Annotated in this window: 23 protein-coding genes and 1 tRNA gene; 7 read left to right on the top strand and 17 right to left on the bottom strand. The window is 60.2% G+C overall.

The window, feature by feature from the left end; translation table 11 throughout:
* Positions 1 to 38 precede the first annotated feature (38 nt).
* The gene (locus F4V58_RS02115) at positions 39 to 296 is read left to right on the top strand and encodes an ArsR/SmtB family transcription factor (protein ID WP_075732960.1); all 258 of its coding nucleotides are present in this window, start codon (positions 39 to 41) and stop codon (positions 294 to 296) included.
* Here F4V58_RS02115 and F4V58_RS02110 read toward each other — a convergent pair.
* The 9 genes from F4V58_RS02110 to scpC form a co-directional block, all read right to left on the bottom strand.
* A complete protein-coding gene (locus F4V58_RS02110; RefSeq protein ID WP_075732958.1) occupies positions 293 to 1,099 on the bottom strand; it encodes an urease accessory protein UreD in 807 nt (268 codons plus the stop codon). The two genes, F4V58_RS02115 and F4V58_RS02110, sit on opposite strands and share 4 nt — an antisense overlap.
* The gene (gene ureG, locus F4V58_RS02105) at positions 1,099 to 1,713 is read right to left on the bottom strand and encodes an urease accessory protein UreG (protein WP_075732956.1); all 615 of its coding nucleotides are present in this window, start codon (positions 1,711 to 1,713) and stop codon (positions 1,099 to 1,101) included. The genes F4V58_RS02110 and ureG overlap by 1 nt, the downstream gene beginning before the upstream one ends.
* A 56-nt stretch (positions 1,714 to 1,769) precedes the next feature.
* On the bottom strand, positions 1,770 to 2,441 hold the full coding sequence (locus F4V58_RS02100) for an urease accessory protein UreF (protein ID WP_075736402.1): 672 nt from the start codon (positions 2,439 to 2,441) through the stop codon (positions 1,770 to 1,772).
* A gap of 13 nt (positions 2,442 to 2,454) precedes the next feature.
* Positions 2,455 to 2,922, bottom strand: a complete 468-nt coding sequence (locus tag F4V58_RS02095) for an urease accessory protein UreE (RefSeq protein ID WP_075732954.1) — start codon at positions 2,920 to 2,922, stop codon at positions 2,455 to 2,457.
* A 14-nt stretch (positions 2,923 to 2,936) separates the two neighbouring features.
* Entirely contained in the window at positions 2,937 to 4,649 is a 1,713-nt protein-coding gene (gene ureC / locus F4V58_RS02090; RefSeq protein ID WP_075732952.1) for an urease subunit alpha, read from the bottom strand.
* Positions 4,650 to 4,991: an urease subunit beta gene (locus F4V58_RS02085; RefSeq protein ID WP_075732950.1), complete on the bottom strand. Its 342-nt coding sequence runs from the start codon at positions 4,989 to 4,991 to the stop codon at positions 4,650 to 4,652.
* A 9-nt stretch (positions 4,992 to 5,000) separates the two neighbouring features.
* Positions 5,001 to 5,303 (bottom strand): urease subunit gamma, encoded by a 303-nt coding sequence (locus F4V58_RS02080; RefSeq protein WP_075732948.1) that lies wholly within the window; start codon positions 5,301 to 5,303, stop codon positions 5,001 to 5,003.
* A 291-nt stretch (positions 5,304 to 5,594) separates the two neighbouring features.
* Positions 5,595 to 5,667: transfer RNA gene (locus tag F4V58_RS02075), tRNA-Lys, on the bottom strand.
* 100 nt (positions 5,668 to 5,767) lie between these two features.
* Positions 5,768 to 7,267, bottom strand: a complete 1,500-nt coding sequence (gene scpC, locus F4V58_RS02070; RefSeq protein ID WP_075732946.1) for a succinyl-CoA:acetate CoA-transferase ScpC — start codon at positions 7,265 to 7,267, stop codon at positions 5,768 to 5,770.
* 124 nt (positions 7,268 to 7,391) lie between these two features.
* Between scpC and dusB the strand changes: the two genes are divergently transcribed.
* Complete coding sequence (gene dusB, locus F4V58_RS02065; RefSeq protein ID WP_075736400.1) at positions 7,392 to 8,534, top strand: tRNA dihydrouridine synthase DusB; 1,143 nt, start codon at positions 7,392 to 7,394, stop codon at positions 8,532 to 8,534.
* Between the two features lie 50 nt (positions 8,535 to 8,584).
* A complete protein-coding gene (gene phoU / locus F4V58_RS02060; protein ID WP_075732944.1) occupies positions 8,585 to 9,313 on the top strand; it encodes a phosphate signaling complex protein PhoU in 729 nt (242 codons plus the stop codon).
* Positions 9,314 to 9,617: 304 nt separating this feature from the next.
* Here phoU and pstB read toward each other — a convergent pair whose 3' ends face one another.
* The 5 genes from pstB to mshD form a co-directional block, all read right to left on the bottom strand.
* Positions 9,618 to 10,391 carry a phosphate ABC transporter ATP-binding protein PstB gene (gene pstB, locus F4V58_RS02055; protein ID WP_075732943.1) on the bottom strand — a complete coding sequence of 258 codons (774 nt, stop codon included), beginning with the start codon at positions 10,389 to 10,391 and terminating at the stop codon, positions 9,618 to 9,620.
* 32 nt (positions 10,392 to 10,423) lie between these two features.
* On the bottom strand, positions 10,424 to 11,338 hold the full coding sequence (gene pstA, locus F4V58_RS02050; protein WP_075732941.1) for a phosphate ABC transporter permease PstA: 915 nt from the start codon (positions 11,336 to 11,338) through the stop codon (positions 10,424 to 10,426).
* 12 nt (positions 11,339 to 11,350) lie between these two features.
* A complete protein-coding gene (gene pstC, locus F4V58_RS02045; protein ID WP_075732939.1) occupies positions 11,351 to 12,397 on the bottom strand; it encodes a phosphate ABC transporter permease subunit PstC in 1,047 nt (348 codons plus the stop codon).
* Positions 12,398 to 12,521: 124 nt separating this feature from the next.
* Positions 12,522 to 13,622 carry a phosphate ABC transporter substrate-binding protein PstS gene (gene pstS / locus F4V58_RS02040; RefSeq protein ID WP_075732937.1) on the bottom strand — a complete coding sequence of 367 codons (1,101 nt, stop codon included), beginning with the start codon at positions 13,620 to 13,622 and terminating at the stop codon, positions 12,522 to 12,524.
* Positions 13,623 to 13,828: 206 nt separating this feature from the next.
* Entirely contained in the window at positions 13,829 to 14,662 is an 834-nt protein-coding gene (mshD, locus tag F4V58_RS02035) for a mycothiol synthase (protein ID WP_084559649.1), read from the bottom strand.
* A gap of 42 nt (positions 14,663 to 14,704) precedes the next feature.
* Between mshD and F4V58_RS02030 the strand changes: the two genes are divergently transcribed.
* Positions 14,705 to 15,466: an LmeA family phospholipid-binding protein gene (locus F4V58_RS02030; protein ID WP_075732933.1), complete on the top strand. Its 762-nt coding sequence runs from the start codon at positions 14,705 to 14,707 to the stop codon at positions 15,464 to 15,466.
* Here F4V58_RS02030 and F4V58_RS02025 read toward each other — a convergent pair.
* Positions 15,441 to 16,400, bottom strand: coding sequence for a diacylglycerol/lipid kinase family protein (locus F4V58_RS02025; RefSeq protein WP_245803015.1), 960 nt, complete (start codon positions 16,398 to 16,400; stop codon positions 15,441 to 15,443). The genes F4V58_RS02030 and F4V58_RS02025 overlap by 26 nt on opposite strands.
* A gap of 37 nt (positions 16,401 to 16,437) precedes the next feature.
* On the opposite strand from F4V58_RS02025, the gene F4V58_RS02020 reads away from it, so the two are divergent.
* Positions 16,438 to 17,088, top strand: a complete 651-nt coding sequence (locus F4V58_RS02020) for a heme-binding beta-barrel domain-containing protein (protein ID WP_075732931.1) — start codon at positions 16,438 to 16,440, stop codon at positions 17,086 to 17,088.
* Between the two features lie 118 nt (positions 17,089 to 17,206).
* Here F4V58_RS02020 and F4V58_RS02015 read toward each other — a convergent pair whose 3' ends face one another.
* Complete coding sequence (locus F4V58_RS02015; protein WP_075732929.1) at positions 17,207 to 18,046, bottom strand: aminodeoxychorismate lyase; 840 nt, start codon at positions 18,044 to 18,046, stop codon at positions 17,207 to 17,209.
* A 29-nt stretch (positions 18,047 to 18,075) separates the two neighbouring features.
* On the opposite strand from F4V58_RS02015, the gene ygfZ reads away from it, so the two are divergent.
* Positions 18,076 to 19,140 carry a CAF17-like 4Fe-4S cluster assembly/insertion protein YgfZ gene (gene ygfZ, locus F4V58_RS02010; RefSeq protein WP_075736396.1) on the top strand — a complete coding sequence of 355 codons (1,065 nt, stop codon included), beginning with the start codon at positions 18,076 to 18,078 and terminating at the stop codon, positions 19,138 to 19,140.
* 155 nt (positions 19,141 to 19,295) lie between these two features.
* Positions 19,296 to 19,550, top strand: a complete 255-nt coding sequence (locus tag F4V58_RS02005; RefSeq protein ID WP_075732927.1) for a DUF3073 domain-containing protein — start codon at positions 19,296 to 19,298, stop codon at positions 19,548 to 19,550.
* 98 nt (positions 19,551 to 19,648) lie between these two features.
* On the opposite strand, the gene purM is transcribed toward F4V58_RS02005, so the two are convergent.
* Positions 19,649 to 20,704 (bottom strand): phosphoribosylformylglycinamidine cyclo-ligase, encoded by a 1,056-nt coding sequence (gene purM / locus F4V58_RS02000; protein ID WP_075732925.1) that lies wholly within the window; start codon positions 20,702 to 20,704, stop codon positions 19,649 to 19,651.
* Positions 20,705 to 20,713 lie beyond the last annotated feature (9 nt).

Here is a 20,713-nt window from a genome sequence, read left to right as displayed (position 1 = left end):
TCGGCCGCTGATGTTAGCCAGTGATGTGAGCCAGTGATGTGAGCCAGTGGGCCAGGACCTTTAAGACGCTGGGGTGTCCCACGCGGCTTAGCCTGTTGATGGCCATTCATCAGGAAGGTTCCCCCACGGTCACGCGCCTAGCAGAGCAAGCGGGCGTTAGGGTGGCCACAGCCTCAGCCGCGCTGCGGGCCATGGAGAAAATGGGGACCGTTGAGTCCGTGCGCGATGGACGCATGATCCATTACCAGCTGGCTGACCCCCGCGTGCACCAGCTGCTGCACCTGTGTTCGGGCTAGTACTGGCGCAGCCGCACCGGCCCCTGGCCACGGAGTCGCGCGCGGACCAGGGAGGCCACGTCCAGGATGAGTCCGTAGACGTCCTCGCTGCGGTTGCCCAGGGCGCGCAGGACAAAGCCGGGGCAGTCCGCAGCACTCACCGCTGCGGGATTACCGTCCAGCAGCGCGCGGATCTCAGCTAGCAGGTCCTCATCCACGCCCGCGTCAACGCAGATCGCGGTGCCGCAATGGGTGTAGTCCCCTAAGTAAAAATCCCGGTCTCCGGGGGTCAGGAGCAGGTTGTCTACCACCGCCAGCTGGCCGGCGTAGGTAACCTCCGTGCGCAGGCGCGCCTGTCTATAGCCAAAAAGGGTGCCGTCCGGCGCCCAGCCGGGCGTGATGATGTCCGCTATAAAAAGGGAGCCACCCCGCGCCACGGACGCGGAGACGTGTTGGCGGAAATCCGCGTCGCGGTACAGAATCAGCGGGTCCGGCAGGTACTCCAAGACCCCACGCACCGCAAAGTCCACCCGTTGGGTGACGTGGTTTCCCGGGGTGCGGTAAACCTTGGCCGCTGACTGGTCTGTCAGCAACACGGAGGCACCTTCAGCAACGTCAACGTCAATCCGGTAGCTATCCCCGCCCACATATCCCCCGCCGGGGTTGACCACGATGTAGTACACCTGCCCGGAGTCATCAAGGTAGTGCGGGCGGATGACCTTCAGCGCGCGGGTGTGGTACTGCCGGGTGGCTACCGACCGGCCGCCGCTAAGCGCTATGCCCAGCTCCAGTTCCCCGGTGTAGGGCGGGGTGATGGTAAACACTAGCGGGCAAGATCCTGCATGAGGACGTCGTGGCGGATCCACGCCAGCACCTTATCCAGGCCTTCGTCGGTCTTCAGGTTGGTAAACACAAAAGGTTTGTCCCCCCGGAATTTCCGGGAATCCGCCGCCATGACGTCCAGGTTGGCACCCACGTGCGGGGCCAGGTCCGTCTTGTTGATGACAAACAGGTCAGATTTAATCATGCCTTGGCCGGCCTTGCGGGGAATCTTCTCCCCCTGCGCGACGTCAATGATGTAGATGGAAAAATCCACCAGCTCTGGGCTGAACGTGGCGGAGAGGTTATCCCCGCCAGATTCCACGAACACCAGCTCCAGGTCCGGGTGGCGCGAAACCAGTTCTTCGAAGGCGTCGTCGTTCATGGAGGTGTCCTCGCGGATAGCGGTGTGCGGGCAGCCGCCGGTTTCTACGCCGATGATCCGGTCTTCCGGCAGCAGCCCGTCGCGCGCCAAGATCTTGGCGTCCTCGGTGGTGTAGATGTCATTGGTGATAGCGGCCATGGACACCTCCCCGTCCAACGCGCGGGTAATCCGCTCCACCAAGGCGGTTTTGCCGGAGCCTACCGGCCCGCCGATTCCTACTTTAATTGCTCCCATTTCTTCTCTCCTCTTTCTTCATAGCCAGCTCTAGCCGTCTAGACAGTTCTAGCCGGCTACGACATAAACATGCGCGAATACAGCTGTTCGTGTGCCATTTGCGCGATTTCTAGTTGGGGTGAGACTACCCCTAAGTCTTGTTCAGTATGGTTCATTGTCAACTCTGTGGCCTCCACGATGACTCCGTAGGAGGCTACCAGCGCTCGCTGCCCGGCGTCTTGACCCAGCGGGATGGCACGGATGGCGTTTTGCGTCATCGAATTGGCCATCTGCATCAGGTAGCCGGCCACCGCCCGCGAGCACTCTACTTCCGATGCCCCCATGACCAGCCCCGCAGCAATCCCCGGGTTTCCTTTCGCCCGGCGCGCCGCAACCTGGGCTGCGTAGTAGGCCACCAGGGGGGCATCGGGAGCGACGATGGCCGCGACCTTGGCCCAGCGCTTGCCCATGGAGTTCATGGACGCCCGGACCTGCTTGGGACTCTGGCAGGCGTGAGCCAGCCGGTCCAGGGCCAGGAGGCCCTCCCTGTCCCCGCGGGCGTGGCAGCGGTGGGCTAACTTAACCGCCAGGGCCTCGTTAAAGCTGGCCTGGCGCAGGTAGCCGCCCAGCCAGTCCTGAAACTGCTGCGCCGTAGTGACGCGGCCGTCGGCCACGTAAGTCTCCAGGCCTGCCGAGTGCGCAAAACCGCCCGTGGGCAGCGCGGAGTCAGTCAAGTGCCACAGCACCATATCGGCGTGCATGCTAGTGGGTGTGCTCCGCGTGCCTAAAGGCCTTGGGCATGACGTAATCCCCGCGGTAGTACTTCACGCCCACGTGGTCCAGGTAGTGCTCCACCGTGTGGTCGTAGCGCACCACCATGACCTGCGCACCAAACTGATTGACGCGGCCGAAGAACTGCGCCTGCAGGTGGCGGTTGCCCAGCGTGTGGGCTACCTCAAGGGCTTGCTCAATGCTGGCGGGTTCAATGACCAACACGTCGGTGGGCTCCACCGCCGCCACCAGCAGGCGGTCTGCGGGCCCGGCAAAGATATCCCCGTCGCGGATTTCGCGCACCTCATTCCCCAGGCGCAGGGCGTATTCCTGCCCCGCCTGGGAAGTTACGCGCTGCACGCGCTTGAGCCGGGTTTCATCGTTGAAACGAAGGTATTCCACCGGCTTGCCGTCAGGGACTCCGTCCGCAACGTTGCCGGTGATTTCAGTAATAAGCATGAACACTCTCTTTTCTAGAATAGGAAATAGCGCTGCGCCATGGGCAGCTCAGTGGCGGGCTCGGAGGTGATCTGCTCCCCGTCCACGGTAAGCACATAGGTCTCCGGGTCCACCTCAATTTTTGGAGTGGCGTCATTGTGCTTCATGTCCGCTTTGGAGATGTTACGCATGTTCTTGGCCACCACGAACTTCCGCTTAATCCCCAGCTTCTCCGGGGTGTCTGACTCAAAAGCGGCGGAAGGCAAGAAGGTCACCGAGTTCTGCCCCGCCGCGTGCCCCAGCGCCCCGTAGGAGTAGCGCATGGTGCGCGGCTGCGGGGTAGGAATGGAGCCGTTGGAGTCCCCCATCACTGAGCGCACCACATAGCCGCTCTTGAGCACCAGGGATGGCTTCACTCCAAAGAAGGCCGGATCCCAGATAACCAGGTCCGCGAGCTTTCCTTCCTCCACCGAGCCCACCGCGTGGGAGATACCGGAGGCGATTGCCGGGTTGATGGTGTACTTGGCCACGTAACGCTTAATCCGCTCATTGTCATTGCCCTCGGTGTCGCCTTCCAAGGGCCCGCGCTGCACCTTCATCCGGTGCGCTACTTGCCAGGTGCGTAGCACTACCTCCCCTACCCGGCCCATGGCCTGGGAGTCCGAGGAGGTAATGGATAGCACGCCCAGGTCATGGAGCACGTCCTCAGCGGCAATGGTTTCCTTGCGGATACGGGAGTCCGCAAAGGCCACGTCCTCCGGCAAATCCGGGTTGAGGTGGTGGCAGACCATGATCATGTCCAGATGCTCATCCATGGTGTTAACCGTGAACGGCAGTGTGGGGTTGGTCGAAGCCGGCAACACGTTGGGCAGTCCCGCCACCTTGATGATGTCCGGGGCGTGCCCGCCGCCCGCGCCCTCCGTGTGGAAGGTATGGATAACGCGGTCACCGATGGCGGCTATGGTGTTATCCGCAAACCCGCCCTCATTAAGCGTGTCGGTGTGGATGGCTACCTGCACGTCCATCTCATCGGCTACCTCAAGGGCAACGTCAATGGAGTTAGCAGTAGCGCCCCAGTCCTCATGGATTTTCAGGCCGATGGCACCGGCTTTGATTTGCTCGCGCAGCGGGTTGGCATCTGAAGCGTGGCCCTTGCCAAAAAATCCCACGTTGACGGCGAAGTCCCGGGAGGCCTGAATCATCCGCCGGATGTTTTCCCCACCCGCGGTCACCGTAGTGGCGTTAGTGGAGTCCACCGGCCCGGTTCCCCCGCCAATCAAGGTGGTGGTGCCGTTATCCAGTGCCGCCTCCACCTGCCCCGGGGAGATGAAGTGGATGTGGGTGTCCACCGCCCCGGCGGTGACAATCTTGCCCTCCCCGCCAATGACCTCCGTGCCCACGCCCACCACAATATCCACGTCATCCTGGATATCAGGGTTGCCCGCGTTGCCAATCTTTAAGATTTTGCCGTCCTTGACCGCGATATCCGCCTTGTAGATCCCGGTGTAGTCAATGATGGTGGCGTTGGTAATCAGCAGGTCCGGGATGGTGTCAGCACCCGTGGTGCGACTGTTGTGCCCCATGCCGTCACGGATGACCTTGCCCCCGCCAAAGGACACCTCTTCCCCATACGGGGACGCGTGGTGCTCAATGCGCGCGATTAAGTCCGTGTCCGCCAGACGAATCCCGTCCCCCGTGGTGGGGCCGTGCAGCTCAGCGTATTCACGCCGGTTAATTTCAAAAGACATCTACTTATTCTCCTCTGCTGCCTCAACCACGGCGTCCACCGGGCCATTGACCTTACTGTTGAAGCCGTGCACCTCACGCCGGCCTTGATAATCGATCAGGTTAACCGTGCGGGAATCCCCCGGCTCCAGGCGCACTGCCGTGCCCGCCGGAATGTCCAGGCGCTTGCCCAAGGCGGCATCACGGTCAAACTCCAGCTCCGCGTTGGCCTCATAGAAATGGAAGTGCGAACCCACCTGCACCGGGCGGTCGCCCCTATTGGTGACTTCGATGGTGATGGACTCACGGCCCGCGTTCAACTGCACCGGACCTTCGTCCGCAATGAAATACTCTCCGGGAATCATGCGCGCTCCTTAGCGGATAGGGTTGTGGACGGTAACTAGCTTGGTGCCATCCGGGAAGGTGGCTTCTACTTGGACGTCGTGGATCATCTCCGGCAGGCCCTCCATGACCTCATCCCGGCTTAAGATGGAGGTGCCAAAGCTCATCAGCTCCGCCACCGTCTTGCCGTCGCGTGCACCCTCCATGAGCTCATCAGTAATCAACGCCACCGCCTCCGGGTGGTTGAGCTTCAATCCCCTGGCCTTGCGCCTGCGCGCCACGTCCGCAGCCACCACAATGAGCAGCTTTTCTTTTTCCCGTTCCGTCAAACGCATGGATTCTCCTTAATTCGGGTTATACGCCTTTTCTCAAATCTACCCGCCCCCACGGGCATTCGGCGGACGCAAATAGGAAAATGGCCCCCACCAAGGCACTTATTTCCGCGATGTAGCCCCCTACCTGCCAGTGGTTGACCACACGGCCGATTCCCGCAGCTCCCCGGCAAAATCCAAGCTGGGAAAACCCAGAACAGTGCCTCAACACGCGACACGCCGATCTAGACACACATTTTGTCCCTCAACCGAGGAAACCCCCTGCTAGAAAGAATTTCTAACAGGGGGTGATTGTGGGCCCTCCGGGGCTCGAACCCGGGACCTGCGGATTAAAAGTCCGTAGCTCTACCAACTGAGCTAAAGGCCCAACAAGTTAAACAGTCTACCCGCTTTACCCCGCGCAGCGAAAATCAGGGCTCAAGCTGGTAAAAAGCGGGCCGGAAAACCGGCCCGCTCACCAAAATCACTTACTTGCCGCGCATGTCGCCGGTCTTGGCAAAGTTGATCTGGAACTCAAAAGCAGTCTCCAGGTCGTGCGGGGTGTGCAGGAACTTGTTTTGCTGTGCGCGCTCATAGTACTCCTCCAGCAGCGGACGGTAGTCCGGGTGGGCAATAGCAATGATGCGCTCAACGCGCTCACAAGGCGCCAGGCCACGCAGATCAGCCACACCGTACTCAGTGATGATGACCATGGTGTCATGCTCCGTGTGATCCGTGTGGGACACGAAAGGCACGATGGCGGAAATGGCGCCGCCCTTAGCAACGGATGGGGACACGAAGGTGGTGATGTAGCCGTTACGGGTGTAGTCACCGGAGCCACCAGTACCGTTCATGATGCGGGAGCCGCCCACGTTGGTGGAGTTGATGTTGCCGTAGATGTCAGCCTCAATCATGCCGTTGGAGGAAATCAGGCCAACGCGGCGGATAACCTCTGGGTGGTTGGAGACTTGCTGCGGGCGCAGGATGATGTGCTTGTTGTAGAAGTCAGCCTGCTCATTCATCTTGTCCGCATACTCAGGAGACAGGGCAAAGGAGGTGGCCGAGGCCACGGTCATCTTGCCGGCGTCAATCAGGTTGAGCATGCCGTCCTGGATGACCTCGGTGTAGGCCTGGATGTTTTCAAACTTGGAGTCCAGCAGGCCCGCCATCACGGCGTTGGGGACGTTGCCCACGCCGGACTGCATGATGAACTTGTCATAGTCCAAGCGGCCAGCGGCAACTTCACCTTCCAGGAACTCGATGAAGTTAGCGGCAATCTTCTCCGAGACCTCATCTGGCTCCTTGAACGGAGCGTTGCGGTCCGGGGCGTTGGTCTTAACTACAGCTACTACCTTTTCCTTTGGCAACTCAATGTAGGGAGTACCAATTCGGTCATCACACTGGGTGATGGGGATAGGCAGGCGGTTAGGCAGCTTCTGGATCTTGTAGATGTCATGCATCCCCTCCAGGTTGAGGGACTGCCATTCATTGACTTCCAAAATGATCTTGTCAGCGGCGTCAATGTACTCCAGGTTGTTACCCACAGCGGAGGAAGGGATGATGTTGCCGTCTTCGGTGATGCGAACAACCTCAATGATGGCTACCTGGAAATCACCATAGAAGCCCTCTTCTACCTGCTGGCCGGAATGGGACAGGTGAAGGTCCTGGTAGAGAGCAGTGCCGTCGTTGAACTGACCACGCAGTACTGGGTCCGAGTTGTACGGGGTACGGAAGCGGATGGCCTCAGCTTCTGCCAGCACACCGTCACAGTCAGGTGCGGTGGATGCGCCTGAGAACAGGTCGATCTTGAATTCCTCACCCTTTTCATGGGCGGCTTTGGCCTTTTCCGCGATGGCGGCGGGCAGTGCCTTGGGGTAGCCAGCGCCGGTGAAACCGGAGATGCCCACGCGGTCACCATGATTGACGTGCTTAGCTGCTTCCTCTGCGGAAACAACTAGGTCTTGGTAAAAACCGATACGTTCGGTCACAGCAATTCCTCCTGATTGTCGTTTAAAAAATTGCGTTACCCAGCCCACAATAGCGAATTTTTGTTACACGGGCTACCCGTTCAAAGATTTGCCTAAACGGCTGCTCACGTGGAAAATGCGTGGAGTGAACTTGCGCATCGGAAAACTAGAGCTGGCCTCCCCTGTCATCCTGGCCCCCATGGCGGGGGTTACCAACGTGGCTTTCCGCATGCTGTGCCGCGAGCTGGAGCAACAACGCACCGGCACGGTGGCCGGCCTCTACGTCTGCGAGATGGTCACTGCCCGCGCCCTGGTGGAGCGCAATGAAAAAACGCTCCACATGACCACCTTTGCGCCGGAGGAAAACCCCCGGTCACTCCAGCTTTACACGGTCAACCCAAAGTACACCTTCGAAGCAGTAAAAATGATAGTCGAAGAGGACTTGGCAGACCACGTGGATATGAATTTTGGCTGCCCGGTGCCCAAGGTTACCCGCCGGGGCGGCGGCTCCGCCTTGCCCTATAAACGCAAACTTTTTGGCCAGATTGTCGATGCCGCCGTCACCGCCGCCGCCGGCAGCGGCGTCCCGGTCACCGTCAAAATGCGCGTCGGGATAGATGACGCTCATCACACCCACCTGGAGGCGGGGAAAATCGCGGTAGATATGGGGGCATCGGCAGTAACGTTGCACGCCCGCACCGCTGAACAGCGGTACTCGGGCGACGCCCGCTGGGACGAAATCGCCCGGCTCAAAGACCACCTGGGCGACACCGTCCCTGTCCTAGGCAACGGTGATATCTTCGCCGCTGACGACGCCCACCGCATGATGACCCAAACCGGCTGCGACGGCGTGCAGGTAGGCCGCGGCTGTTTGGGCCGGCCGTGGCTTTTTGCGGAGCTCTCCGCCCAATTGCGCGGCAAGGAAATCCCCGCCCCACCCACGTTAGGTGAGGTCACACGGATAATTGTCCGCCACGCGGAGCTGCTGGCAGATTTTGATGGGGAACGCTACGCCAGCCGCGATATCCGCAAACACATTGGTTGGTACATGCGCGGCTACCCTGTGGGAGGCAAGGTCCGCGCCAGCTTGAGCCAAGTAAATTCCCTCCAGGACTTGCGCGATATCTTGGCTCCGTGGGCTGATTCTGACGCCCTGCCGGACGACGCCGACGGCGCCCGTGGCCGCCAAGGCTCCCCGGCCAAGGTCATGCTGCCGGAGGGATGGCTGACGGACCCGGACGACGCGGCGGTGCCCCACGGCGCGGATGTGATGAATTCGGGCGGATAAAGATCCCCGCTCGCGCTGCAGGTGGTGGCACCTGGCTGTAAGATAGGCTCATGCGTACTGCCTACCGTGAACGTCTTGATAACTTTTCCCACGACCTAATTGTCATGTGTGACAAAGTTGAGCAGATGCTTGGCTTGGCCACCAGCGGTTTGTTGGACTCTGATTTGCAGGCCGCTGAGGAAACTTTATCTACCCGGGATGACCTTGAGGTTATCCGTCTGCGCTGCGAAGAACGGGCAGTGCGCCTCTTGGCCCTGGAAAACCCCCTGGCCACGGACCTGCGTCAGGTGGTGTCTTCCATCTACATCGTTGAAGACCTCAACCGGATGGGCAAACTAGCCAACCACGTGGCCAAAGCCGCGCGCCGCCGCCACCCGGAAACGGCCATCCCCACGGAATACCTAGGGTATTTCAGGGAACTCGCCCGCCTATGCACCGACCTACTCCACCAGACGCGGGAGCTGCTTATCAACCCTGACGCGGACTCCGCGCTAGCGCTGCGGGAAGATGATGACGCCATTGATGACATCAATGAACACATCATGACTATCTTGACCTTGCGCGATTGGCCGGGAACCGCACGCGAAGCCGTAGACATGGCCTTGTTGTGCCGGTTCTACGAACGTTTTGCGGACCACGCAGTCAACGTCTCATCCCGCATCGTGTACCTCACCACCGGTTTGCAGCCGGATCAGTACCTTGCTAAGAAAGACGAAGCCAGCCGCAAGGAACAAATTGAGCTAAGGTTTGCGGATCTGGAACGCCAGTTCCGCCGCTAAAGCGCTCTGGTGGTTACCCGCCGCTAGCTTCCGCGCCACCCCCACCTACTCCCCTGGCTCCGCCACGGTGGACAAGCCCACGGCCCCAGCTCAGCTCCCCGCACCCAGGACCAAGCTCCCTGCACCCAGCTCCCTGGCCGCAATAACGCAGCGGGAAACCCGTAACAGCGGCCCATAAACGGCACACGCTGATGTAGACACACTTTTGTCCCTTATGCTCCGTCAGGCGCTACGCGGGGCTTTGGAACGGGAAATCCCCCGGCACCTGTGAGGGTGCGCGGGGGATGTTTCCTGCGGTGGCGTTCTAGCCAAAGCGGCCGGAGATGTAGTCCTCGGTTTCCTTCTCAGAGGGGTTCTCGAAGATGTTCTTGGTCACGTCATATTCCACCAGATGGCCGGGCTTGCCGGTGGCCTCCAGGTTAAAGAAGCCGGTTTTATCGGATACGCGGGCGGCCTGTTGCATGTTGTGGGTAACAATCACGATGGTGAAGTTTTCCTTCAGCTCGTGAATGAGGTCCTCTACGGCCAGGGTGGAGATGGGGTCCAGAGCGGAGCAGGGCTCATCCATGAGGAGAACTTCCGGCTCCACGGCAATGGCGCGAGCAATACACAGGCGCTGCTGCTGGCCGCCGGACAGGCCGCCGCCGGGCTTATCCAGGCGGTCTTTGACCTCATCCCAGAGGTTGGCGCCGCGCAGGGATTTCTCCGCGACTTCTTTGAGCTTGGTCTTGTTCTTTTCACCGGAGAGCTTCAGGCCGGCTACTACGTTTTCCTCAATGGACATGGTGGGGAAAGGATTGGGCTTCTGAAATACCATGCCAATGGTGTTGCGGACGGATACGGGGTCCACTTTGGGGCCGTAGATGTTGTTGCCGTCCAGCAGGATCTCACCCTTGACGGAGGCACCAGGGATAACCTCATGCATGCGGTTGATGGTGCGCAGAACGGTGGACTTGCCGCAGCCAGAGGGGCCGATGAAGGCGGTGACGGCTTGTGCGGGGATTTCTAGATTGACGTTTTGTACTGCGTGGAAATCGCCGTAGTAAATGTTGACGTCTTTTAGTGACAGCTTGGACATTTCTGACTCCTGTGCGGGGAAAATTTGTGGGGTTACTTCTTGACAGAGAATTTCGCGGAGATAAGGCGCGCGCCGATGTTGAGCAGGGCAATGATGAGCACCAGGGTAAGTGCCGCGCCCCAGAGCTTGTCCAAGACCACCGGCAGGGCGCCTGCCTTGTACATGTCCAACATCATCAATGGCAGCGAGGACTGGGGGCCGGACAGTGGGTCCCAGTTCATGACCTGGGTGGAACCCACCAAGACCAGCACTGGTGCGGACTCGCCCATGACGCGGGCTACGGCCAGCATGATGCCGGTAACAATTCCGGACAGCGCGGTAGGGATGACAATCCGCGCGATGGTCTTCCACTTGGGTACGCCTAGGGCGTAGGTTGCCTCACGCAGGTCCATGGGGACCACGCGCAGCATTTCCTCAGTGTTGCGGACCACGATGGGAATCATCAGTAGAACCAGGGATAGGGCCACGGCAAAGCCGGAGCGCTCGAACCCGAACAAGGTGATCCACATGGCGAATACGAACAGGGCGGCAACGATGGACGGGACACCGGAGAGGATGTCCACCATGAAGGTGGTCATGCGGCCCAAGAAACCACCCTTGGAGTACTCCACCAGGTAGATGGCGGTGAACACACCGATGGGGATGGAAATCAGCGAGGCCATGGCGGTTTGGACAAAGGTACCAATGATGGCGTGCAGTGCACCGCCACCAAAGACGTTGAGCGGTACGCCGCGCTGCGAGGAAGTAAACCACTCAGATGAAAGCATGGGACCGGTTCCGCGCACGATGAGGTCAACGAGCACCCACACCAGCGGGACGAGTGCCAAGAGCATGGCAAACCAAACGATGCCGGTAACTATGTTGTTGGTCAGCTTGCGGGAGCCGGAGATCCCGGTAAACGGGGTGGGGTTGGAAACTGGGGTTGCGATTGTGGTTGCAGTAGTCATCTCCACCACTCCTTACTTGTTTTTCACGATTGAGCGGGCAAGGGCGTTGACCACGAAGGTCAGCAGGAAGAGCATGAGGCCGGCGGCAATGTAGGCACCGGCGCGCATCTCATTACCGAACTCCGCTGCAGCCAACGCGATGGCGGTAGCAAAGGTGGTGCCGCCATCGAATAGGGAGAAACGGAAGTCAATCAGTGGGGAAACAACCATGTACAGCGCCATGGTCTCACCCAGCGCACGGCCCAGGCCCAGCATGGAGCCCGCGATGTAACCGGACAGACCGAAAGGCAGGACCGTCATGCGGATCACTTCCCAGCGGGTAGCGCCCAAAGCCAGCGCGGATTCAACCTGACCGGGAGGGGTTTGCACGAATACCTCGCGGGCGGTGGCGGCGATGATAGGCAAAATCATGATTGCTAGAACGATGCCACCGGTGAGGATGTTGCGGCCCGTTGCAAAAGACGGTGAGTTGTCATAGGTGTGGAAGAGGAAGAAACCACCGGCCCAGGATTCCATCCACGTGTAGAAGCCGGATAGCGCTGGGCCCAGGACTTGCCAGCCCCACAGACCGTAGACGATGGAGGGGACGGCAGCCAGCATGTCCACCAGGAACCCCAGGGGCTTGACCAGGTTGCTGGGGGCGTAGTTGGACAAGAAGATGGCTACGAAAAGCGCGATGGGCATGGCAATGAGCAATGCCACAACTGACACCAGCACGGTGTGGGCAAACAACGTGGGAATACCAAACTTCATGGCCTCCACGTTGGTGGTGTCCCAACGCCCGCCGTAGGTGAAAAAGCCCATGATGCCGCCTTCATTCACGGCGATTGCGGGAATAGCGCGCCAAAGGAGGAAAGCACCGATGGCGGCAATCATCACGGTGATAAGGGTGGCGGACGCGGTGGAGAAGAACTCAAAGATTTGATCTCCGGGGCGCTTGACCTCGGACTTTATCTCCGGAGAGTGCTCCGGACTATCTGAAGTGACACCGGGGCGGGAGGCCGTAAGAACAGTCTCCTGCTCGTTCGACGGCGCCGTGGTGAGGTTACTGTCTGCCATGAGACTGGGAAATCCTTTGCAACGGAAAATAATGGAAAAATTTTAAAAGAAATACCGCAGCCCCCATCGAGCCAAGGTGGCGCATGGGGGCGGGGATTCAAGCTGCGCTAGCCAAGGTGGCGTGTTACGCGACTGCGTCGATGGCAGCCTTCAGGCGGTCAGCGTGACCACCGGAGACTGGGATGAAACCACGGGCAGCAAGGTCATCATTCTGGTTATCCAGAACGGTGGTGAAAAATGCCTTGACCAGCTTGGAGGTTTCCTCATCATAGCCAGCGGAGCAAACAATGTTGTAGGTGGTCAGGATGAGTGGGTAGGAACCTTCACCGTCGGAAGCAAACAGCGCGTCCGCGTCCACAACCATGTTGTGCTCAGAACCGGTGTCTTCGAAAGCCAGGTTGTCCAGGGCCTTGCCCACGGAGTCGTCGTTGAGCTCTACTGGGCCGTTGCCAAAGTCAATGTTGGCAATACCCAGGCCCAGATCCTTAGCAAAGCCGGCCTCTACGTAGGTGATGGCACCTTCAATGCTGGATACCTCGGTAGCAACGCCGGAGGAACCGTTAGCGCCAGCGCCAACTTCCTGTGGGAACTGCTTGCCTTCGCCGTCCCATGCGCCGGTGGCGGCGGCCAGGAACTTCTGGAAGTTTGCGGAAGTACCGGATTCATCGGAGCGGTAAACCACGTTGATGTCGGTGGAAGGCAAATCTACGCCTTCATTCTCAGCCTTGATGGCGGCGTCATCCCACTTGGTGATTTCACCCTTGAAGATCTTGGCCACGGTGTCCACGGAGAGGTTCAGGCCTTCGGAGCCGGGCAGGTTGTATGCAATGGCAACCGGTCCGATAACGGAGGGCAGGTGCCACGCGTCATTGCCGCCACAACGTTCTTTGGCTTTCTCCGGCTGGTCTTTCTTCAGCGGGGAGTCAGAGCCAGCGAACATGGCGGTTCCGTTGATGAAGGACTCAATGCCAGCGCCGGACCCGGAGGGGGTGTAGGACAAGGTGGCGTTGGGATATGCCTCTTGGAATGCGATACCAAAAACATCCATGGCGTTTTGCTGCGAGGAAGCGCCCTCACCGACGAGGGTGCCACCCAGATCGCCGTTGCCGTCCGCAACCGCGTCACCATCAGTGGACCCTGAGGTTTCATTACAGGCTACAAGTGCGGTAGAGGTGGCGGCAACGAGGCCAAAGATAGCGGCGGTGCGCTTGAAATTGCGAATCACGGGAAACCTTCCAGTTGAGATAAAGAAATGTCCGAGCGGGGCTAGATTCCGGGTTTGGGAACCCAGCCTTTTTCGCTCACAGCACATCAAGTTATCCGCGCCCGGTTAACCCCAGTGGTGCGTGGAGGTGAACAAAGTGTGAACATTGACAAACTTTGTATGAACCCCCACGCCGGGCCCCGCAAACTGCCCCACACGCACCCGCGCTAAGCGCCGTAGAGCACGTGCTCCTCACTGACCGCAAAGCCCAGCTTTTCATAGGCCGCCACGGCCGGGGTGTTGTCCGCCTCCACGTACAAGATGACCTCCGTGGCCCCTTTGCTATGCAAATGCTCCAGGCCTGCATGAAGTAGCGGCGCGCCCAGGCCCTGTCCCCGGTAGGCGTTGCTTAAGCCCACCACGTAGACCTCCCCCAGGCCCCCGCCGTGCCACTTAGTCCAGTGAAAGCCCGCCAGCTTCTTCCCATCCCACAGCATTACCACGCCCTCCGGATCGAACCAGCTGGCCTCCATGGCGCGGTGCAGCCGGCTGGTATCCCAGCCACCCTGCTCTGGGTGCCAGGAAAAGGCCTCATTATTGGCCGCCACCCAGGCATGGTCCACAGCGTCCCGGCCAAACTTTGCCGCCGACACCGCGTAGTCCGCCACCTCCAACTCAGTTTCCGGCCGCACCGCCACCGCCTGCAAATCAGCGCCCGCAATCTTCATCACCAGCAAACGCCGTTGCTCTTTAAGCCCGTGTGCGTGCGCAAACCCCTGCGCGGCCGGGATGTTGCCGTGGGCCCATACTGGGGCACCCGCCACGGGGGTTTTGGCAAGCAATGCTGAACCTATCCCCTGGCGGCGGTGATCAGGGTGGACCACCATCTCCGCCGTCTGGCCGTCGTGGGCCCATAAACCAATCACGCGCCCCTGCTGCTTGCGCACCACGTGCTGGTGGCCCAGCCGGGAATCCGTAAGGCCCAGCACGAACTGCTCGGACAGCGGTTCATAACCGTCCGCTGCGGCCGCTTCTGCCAATAATTTCTTCACTTGCTCCATGTCTCCACTCTGCCACAACTGTTGTTAGATAGGATGTGAAGAGTGAAGGCCAAAAAATCTATTGTTGCCGCAGTTGCCGGCCTTAGCCTGGTGTTTTTAGGCGATACCGCGGCGGCCATCAACGCAGAGCGCCAGCTGGCCGCGCGCACCCGCGAGGCCAGTAATCTAGAAGCTACGCCCGCGACCTACATTGGCGGGTTTCCTTACCTCGGTGCACTGGTCACCGGCCAGATACCCCTGGTGGAGGTGCACGCGCTGGACGTCGAAGTTCCCGAGCTAGGGCTAGTCAACGCCGCCACCGTTCTGCGCGACGTAGACGTTTCCACTGCTCAAGTGTGGTCCGGGGATTTCAGCGGTGCCTCCGCGTCCACCCTGTCCCGCTCCATTAGCCTGGACGGCGTGGCGCTCGGCCGGCTACTGGGCATGGATGATATCTCCATATCCAATCCTAAAAATATCTCCCCCTCCGGCGGCCAATCCGCGGAGGCGGAGCTAACCGGCACCATTCCCGGCGATGAAACCCCTACCACCGTGGAAGTGTCCCTGCGGCTCGAAGGCGCCATGTTCTACATGCGCCCGGACACCACCGACCAACGGATAGCGGAAGCCTTTAGCTACCAGGTAGACACCCGCCGGCTGCCGCTTCCTGCCCGGGCCACCAAAGTAAGCATGCGCGGGGGCACAATTTCCTTTGAGGTGCAGCGCCGCGAGGTCACGTTGCGCGACCGGAGCCTATCCCCGCTGGAAATTGACGGCCACTTTGATGAGGCCGGGAGAATTACTGGGGAGCAAGAACCTCAATAGCCCCCGCCACTGAAGAAAGCTTGACTAAGTCACATTTGCCCACCACTTCCCCGTCAGCTTGGAACCGGGCTTCGTCCGGAACTTGCATTTCTAGCTCCTGCACGTCGTCCATAGTGACCACCTCGTCACTGGAGAACATATGCGCGCCGAACAGGTGGAAGAGCCCAGCCAGACCGGACCATCCTTGCAAAGACTTCAGCCCAAAAAGCCCCAGGCCCTTGTCAAAGGAGTTGCCCGGGTTGGTTACCACCGGAACCGGGCCCAGGAATGTCCACGGGTTGGTGTTGGAGGCAAAGATCAAAGGCATCCCGGACAGGGAAATCTCTTTCTTTCCGTTGGTTGCCTGAACCTTGATGCGCTTGGGGTTGCGCAGGGCGTCACGCCAGGTCTTGACCGTAATCCACAGGTACCTAGCCGGGGTGGCAGCGTGACCTTTAGCGCGTTGTTTGTCCACCGCCGCCAGCACGTCCGCGTCAATCCCGAACCCGGCGTTGACGCCAAACCAGCGTTGCTCACCGTCCGATGGGGTTTCCCATACGCCCAGGCGGATGGTCCGGCGGGAATTGTCCCGCAGGGTCTGGGCAAGCTCTACGGCGGCGTCTTCGGGGAATCCGGAAAAGCCCAGTGCGCGCGCAAAAACGTTAGCTGACCCGGTGGGGACCACTCCGAGGGCCGGGACCTCCTGCGGGTCACGGGGGTCATCCGGGGAGCCCAACAGGCCGTTAATGACCTCACTGACAGTGCCGTCACCGCCCACGGCTACCACTACGTCATAGTCCTCGCGGGTGAGGTCCTGGACGATTTCTTCCGCATGCCCGGGGTATTGGGTCAGGCGGACAAAATATTCCGCCCCCTCTACCGCATCAAGGGCCGGGAATACGTGCCGCATGACGGATGAGTCTTGGGAGGTGGAATTAGGATTAGTTATAAGCATTACGCGCATGTTTACCAAGCCTAGTAGAATTTGCCCCATGAATGAGACTCACCCAGAAAATGATCCTAAAAAGCTCGACGGCAATCAGGCCGTAAACCAGGCTGCGGAGGCGTGGAAAGACGCCGCTGGACGCAACATCCCAGCAATCGGACTTGGTGAGACGCCGGTGCCCGATGACACCGCCAACCTGCGCCAAGGCCCATCGTTGCACGACGCCCTCCTGGGGCTTCTCCCCCTCGTGGGCGTGTGGCAGGGCGAAGGCCAGGGCCATGACGCCAAGGGGCAGGAATATTCCTTTGGCCAGCAGCTCATCATTGCCCACGACGGCCAGGAGTACCTGACTTTCTCCTCCCGCACCTGGCGCCTTGATTCCGAAGGCCAAGCGCAGGGCCCCGACGTCCGCGAGACGGGCTTTTGGCGCATCTCCCCCAGCGATGACATTGAGATGACCTACACCTCTTCCAACGGAATCGTAGAGATTTTCTACGGCGAACCCTTCAACGAGCGCGCCTGGTCGCTGCAGTCCGCCTCCACCATGGTCACCGAAACCGGGCCGCAGGCGCTTGGCCCCGGCAAGCGCATGTACGGCCTCATGCCCAATAACAACCTGGGCTGGGTGGATGAACGCCTCGTGGACGGGGAAATGCGCCCTTACATGTCCGCTGAGCTCACCCGCGTGGCCGGCTAGGATTCCTCCCGCCCGACCCCACCGGCTGGCCCCACGGCCCGGCTCCACCGGCCGCCCCGCGGCCCGGCTCCACCGGCTGGCTTCACCGGCCGCCCCACCAAGCCCCGCGCCCGGGAGGCTAGCCCTCGGCGTACATCGCCTTGGTCATCAACTTCTTAAGCTCTGCTTCATCCGCGGGCTTGGCCAGCTTCTCCCCATCCAGGTGGGTCACGCGCACCGGCCCGCGGGTGGAAGACACCAACCACACAGAGTCCGCACCCCGCAGATATTCAGTATCCATAACCTTGGCCTTGCAGCGGTAACCGTCCTTCTGAGCTAGCTCAAACAGGGCGGCCTGGGTGGTGCCGCTGATGATCCCGGGGGCATCGGGCGTGCGGAGCTTCTTGCCCTTTACCGTGATAACGCTAGAGCGAGAGCCCTCCAACACGTGGCCGTCCGAGTCCAGGAAGATGACCTCATCCGCACCGGATTGCTTGGCCTGGCGCAGCGCCGCCATGGTGGACGCGTAATTTAGGGTTTTAGCCCCCACCGCGCCGGGGAACTGCCGCACATTTTCCAGGCTCACCGCCTTAACACCTTTTTCCCGCTGCGCTAACAGCTCCGCGTCCAGGGGCTCCACGCTGACCCAGCCGGTGGGAATACCGGTGGATGCGCGCCCCCGGGTGTAGATCCAGGTGCATTTGCCCTCCCCGAGGCCAAACTCCTCCAGCGCCGCCAAGGTAGCCTCTACCCACTTCGATTCAGTAGGGTCCGGCAGATCCATGGCCAAGGCGGAGGCTTTGAACCGCTCCAGGTGGCGGTTGACGTTAAACGCCTGCCCCTGGTTCAGCACCAGCGTTTCAAAGATTCCCTCACCTCTTGTAATCCCCGCATCATCCGGAAAGACAAGTGGTAGAGCTGGGTTGTGACGGCGGATTGAGCCACCAAATGGCTCAACTACGTAAATGATGGGGAGCATACAACCAATTATGCCCTACGATGGGCACCATGACTTATGCTTCACCACTTTTAACCCGCGCAGGGGCAGCTACTTTGCAAGAAGATTCACCGATCGACGCCGCCGGTGTGGCCTGGCACTACGGAAATCCGTTGGTGGAGCAGCGCTTTGTCGAAGATAGCGGGGCCATCATCGACCGCTCACACCGCCGCGTGATTTCGGTCGCAGGACCAGACGCGCCCAGCTTTCTAAACAACCTGCTTTCACAAAAACTTGACGATACCGCCCCCGGGTATAGCGCCCAGGCCCTGGACATGGACATCCAGGGCCGTATCCTGCACACCATGGGGGTGGCAGTGTCCAAAGACGGCACGTTCTACCTTGATACCCCCGCAGCAGAGTTTCCTTCTCTCCTGGACTACCTGACCAAAATGATCTTCTGGTCTCAGGTAACCGTCGCGGAGGCAGACATCGCGGTACTGAGCGTGCTGGGCGCTCCACTAGAATGCTCGGCTGCGGTTTTTGCCCGCACCCTGCCTCCGGCAACGGAGCTGGCGGCCCCGCAAACGGACTTCGGTGTGCCACGCGGAGAACTGGAAACCGCAGTAGCGGAACTGGAAGGTCAAGGCGGAAAGCTGGCCGGGCTAATGGCCTATACTGCCCAACGAGTTCGCGCCCGGGAACCGGAGTTGGCAGCTGATTTGGATAGCAAGGCTATTGCGCACGAGGTTCCGCAGTGGATTGGCCGCGCGCCTCACCCCGGGGCTGTTCATCTCAATAAGGGCTGTTACCGCGGGCAGGAGACGGTGGCGCGGGTGGAAAATATAGGCCGCTCCCCCCGGCTGCTGGTCATGGTCTATTTGGACGGCTCGGCACCCACCATGCCCATCCCTGGTGCCGATATCACCAGTGGTGGCCGCCGGGTAGGCCGCCTGGGAACCGTTGTTGATGACTGCGACTTCGGCCCGGTGGCGCTAGCGCTGGTAAAACGCTCGGCGCTGGGCGGGCCGCTACAGATTGGGGACGTGGCCGCGGCGGTGGAACAGGGCACCATCCCCCAGGATGAGGGTCCAAAGGCTGGCCGCGCTGCCCAACAACGGCTGCGGGGGCGCTAAATGCCCCGCATTTTCCCAGTTGAGGGGTGTGGTGCGGAATTTTTCCGCGATACAGGCTATTGTATTTAAAAGGAAGATACTAAAACAGACAAAGTTGATGGAGCATCCGAACATTCCCTGGATAGCTTTCCACACACCTCAAGGGGGTCATGCACATGGGACGCGGACGCGCAAAGGCAAAGCAGACCAAGGTTGCACGCCAGCTCAAGTACAATACTCCGGACATGGATCTGGCGTCATTGCAACGTGAGCTTGCTTCGCAAAAACCTAGCAACAGCCAGGACAAAGAAGACGATGAGGTGGACTACGCGAAACTCTACGCTGACTACACTGATTACCCTGATGACCACTCTCGTTATGCCAAATATGGAGACGAAGAATGGGATAGCAAGGGTTCCGGCCAGCAGTAGGAACGCCGGTGTAACAACCTCCGTCTAGCAAGAAAGCCACCCCGCGGGGTGGCTTTTTGCTGTGAGAAAACGAACCCACCGGGGTGGGCCCTAGGGTCCTAGAAGTTGGGGTGTTCGCCAGTCATCTCCACACGCGCCTCATCTGCCTCCTGAGCCTTGGTGATATGCCCCAGTTCCCAAGCGTCCACGTGGCGGGCAGCCAGCATAGCCATAGCGCGGTCACGGTCCTCCGGGGACACGATGGCAATCATGCCCACCCCCATATTGAAGGTCTTTTCCATCTCGGGGAGGGAGACCTTGCCCACCGAGGAGATGGTCTTAAAGATCTGGCCCGGAGTCCACGTAGCGCGGCTGACGTGTGCGGTCAAACCTTCGGGAATCACGCGCGCTAGGTTTCCTGCCAGACCACCTCCGGTGACGTGGCAGAAGGTAGAGACCTCACACTCGTTGGCCAACGCCAGGCAGTCCAGGGCGTAGATACGGGTGGGCTCTAGCAGTTCCTCACCGAGGGTGCGGCCCAGCTCCTCAACGTGGCCGTCAAGTGGCAAGCCGGCCTGCTCCAGCAATACGTAGCGGGCCAAAGAGTAGCCATTTGAGTGCAGCCCTGATGACCCCATAGCAATCAGGATATCTCCCTCGCGGACCTTATCCGGGCCCAGCAGTTCCGACGCCTCCACTACGCCCACCGCAGTAGCGGAGACGTCGTATTCATCCGCGCCCATCACACCGGGGTGCTCAGCGGTTTCCCCGCCCAGCAGCGCACAGCCAGCCTGGACGCAGCCTTCAGCGATACCCTTAACAATTTCCGCTACCTTCTCCGGTACTACCTTGCCCACGGCAATGTAGTCCTGCAAAAACAGTGGTTCCGCGCCGCAGACCACCAGGTCATCTACGCACATTGCCACCAGGTCAATACCAATGGTGTCATGCTTGTCCATGGCCTGGGCTACCGCTAGTTTGGTGCCCACGCCGTCAGATCCCGCCGCCAGGATGGGCTCGTTGTACTTCCCTAGCTTGAATAGGCCGGCAAATCCGCCGAGGCCTCCCATAACCTCCGGGCGGGTAGCGCGCTTTGCGTGCGGGGCAAACAAAGTGACCGCGCGGTCACCTTCTTCGATGCTAACGCCAGCGGCTGCGTACGTGTTATCAGTCATGAAAAATCC

Source organism: Corynebacterium phocae, from assembly GCF_008693075.1.
Classification (GTDB): domain Bacteria; phylum Actinomycetota; class Actinomycetes; order Mycobacteriales; family Mycobacteriaceae; genus Corynebacterium; species Corynebacterium phocae.
The sequence above is the reverse complement of the archived record's forward strand: the minus strand, read 5'-3'. Positions and strand labels throughout refer to the sequence as shown.

Coding starts and splice junctions, on each gene's coding strand:
- ureG (WP_075732956.1), bottom strand. CDS start 1,713: ATGGGAGCAATTAAAGTAGGAATCGGCGGGCCGGTAGGCTCCGGCAAA.
- F4V58_RS02100 (WP_075736402.1), bottom strand. CDS start 2,441: ATGGTGCTGTGGCACTTGACTGACTCCGCGCTGCCCACGGGCGGTTTT.
- F4V58_RS02095 (WP_075732954.1), bottom strand. CDS start 2,922: ATGCTTATTACTGAAATCACCGGCAACGTTGCGGACGGAGTCCCTGAC.
- ureC (WP_075732952.1), bottom strand. CDS start 4,649: ATGTCTTTTGAAATTAACCGGCGTGAATACGCTGAGCTGCACGGCCCC.
- F4V58_RS02085 (WP_075732950.1), bottom strand. CDS start 4,991: ATGATTCCCGGAGAGTATTTCATTGCGGACGAAGGTCCGGTGCAGTTG.
- F4V58_RS02080 (WP_075732948.1), bottom strand. CDS start 5,303: ATGCGTTTGACGGAACGGGAAAAAGAAAAGCTGCTCATTGTGGTGGCT.
- phoU (WP_075732944.1), top strand. CDS start 8,585: ATGCGTACTGCCTACCGTGAACGTCTTGATAACTTTTCCCACGACCTA.
- pstB (WP_075732943.1), bottom strand. CDS start 10,391: ATGTCCAAGCTGTCACTAAAAGACGTCAACATTTACTACGGCGATTTC.
- pstA (WP_075732941.1), bottom strand. CDS start 11,338: ATGACTACTGCAACCACAATCGCAACCCCAGTTTCCAACCCCACCCCG.
- pstC (WP_075732939.1), bottom strand. CDS start 12,397: ATGGCAGACAGTAACCTCACCACGGCGCCGTCGAACGAGCAGGAGACT.
- mshD (WP_084559649.1), bottom strand. CDS start 14,662: ATGGAGCAAGTGAAGAAATTATTGGCAGAAGCGGCCGCAGCGGACGGT.
- F4V58_RS02025 (WP_245803015.1), bottom strand. CDS start 16,400: ATGCTTATAACTAATCCTAATTCCACCTCCCAAGACTCATCCGTCATG.
- F4V58_RS02020 (WP_075732931.1), top strand. CDS start 16,438: ATGAATGAGACTCACCCAGAAAATGATCCTAAAAAGCTCGACGGCAAT.
- F4V58_RS02015 (WP_075732929.1), bottom strand. CDS start 18,046: ATGCTCCCCATCATTTACGTAGTTGAGCCATTTGGTGGCTCAATCCGC.
- ygfZ (WP_075736396.1), top strand. CDS start 18,076: ATGACTTATGCTTCACCACTTTTAACCCGCGCAGGGGCAGCTACTTTG.
- F4V58_RS02005 (WP_075732927.1), top strand. CDS start 19,296: ATGGGACGCGGACGCGCAAAGGCAAAGCAGACCAAGGTTGCACGCCAG.
- purM (WP_075732925.1), bottom strand. CDS start 20,704: ATGACTGATAACACGTACGCAGCCGCTGGCGTTAGCATCGAAGAAGGT.